Annotated in this window: 1 protein-coding gene; it reads left to right on the top strand. The window is 58.0% G+C overall.

Annotation, left to right across the window (positions count from 1 at the left end; all coding sequences use genetic code 11):
• Positions 1-317 precede the first annotated feature (317 nt).
• On the top strand, positions 318-1,155 hold an 838-nt coding region (locus H5U08_RS19435), incomplete at its 3' end, for a hypothetical protein (protein WP_297037026.1).

Below are 1,155 nucleotides of genomic sequence, written 5' to 3'. Positions count from 1 at the left end.
CGCTCTGTGTACAAAGCCGGCGAGGCCTTTGGCCCGCCACGACCGTCTTCAATCCTACGGGCATCGTCTTGGTGCTGGCTCTTCTCATGATGGCGCAAAACATCGTGAAGGGAGAACAACCCGGCACTCCCTCTGAAAACCCTGCTCCCGCGATTCAATCGGTTCCTGCCGACCAAGACGCGAACACGCATCGCAATCCATCCGGGCAAAACGGCGGTTCTGCGCAAGATGCGCAACATGCACCGAACTTGGTCGAGAGTGCCATCCATACTCGTTACGCTCTGGCATACCCCCTAGCAAGGGATCACCGAAAAGTTTTGCTCGTTTTTTTTTCGGACGAAACTTCGTCGGAGGAAGCTGCCAAGGCGCTCTCGGAATTGTGGAGTCCGTTCAAAACGGCCTGCGAGGCAGTGATTGTCCAGCCGAACGAAAAGATTCGCACCGTGAGGGGGGACATAACCCTCCGTGACGATCCCGCCTTCGCAGAGCTTGGCAAACAGCCGGGTCTGGCGATTATCAGCTTCCTAAAAAGTCCCGAAGAAAACGATGATTTTGGCAAGGTGGTCGCCACGTTTACATGCGATGAACGGGACGGGTTCAGCCCGGCGCGGCAGCGGGCCATTCAGGACACCCTCACGTCTTTGCTCGGTTCGGCTGCGACCTCCACGCCGAAGCTCATGCAGGGGACTGCCGATGCCCCAGTGGGAAGCGGTCCAGAATCGGCCTCTCAATCACCTCGTTCCGGGAACTCCGACGTAGCCCTAGCGACCCATTTGGCTCCCATCCAGGACGCTGAGATGTGGCTTTCCAGCTACGCGCAGGGGGTGGCCCAGGCTCGTCGCGAGAAAAAGATGCTCCTTGTATATCTGTACCCGGAGAAAAACGTTTCTTTGCGTGAGAAGTTCGAGGGGACGGCACTTCGCGATCCCCGTGTGCTGCAGGAGCTCGTCCATTATGTTCGCGTTCGATTGCCGGAGTCAGCCACCGTGGATCGCGACGGGCAGCCGGTCCGCCTGCTCGATGACCCGTCCCTTTCCGAAATGGAAGGCCAGCCAGGCATCTTTATCGTGGACTATGCTGCCGAAGGCGAAAAATATTATGGCCAAGTGGTCAGCGTCTTTCCGTTCCTCGACGGACGCCCATATACTGCCGAAC

Origin of the sequence: Thermogutta sp. (assembly GCF_014359955.1) — a bacterium.
Lineage (GTDB): Bacteria > Planctomycetota > Planctomycetia > Pirellulales > Thermoguttaceae > Thermogutta.
Note: the sequence above shows the minus strand (reverse complement) of the source record. Positions and strands in the feature narration are given on the sequence as shown.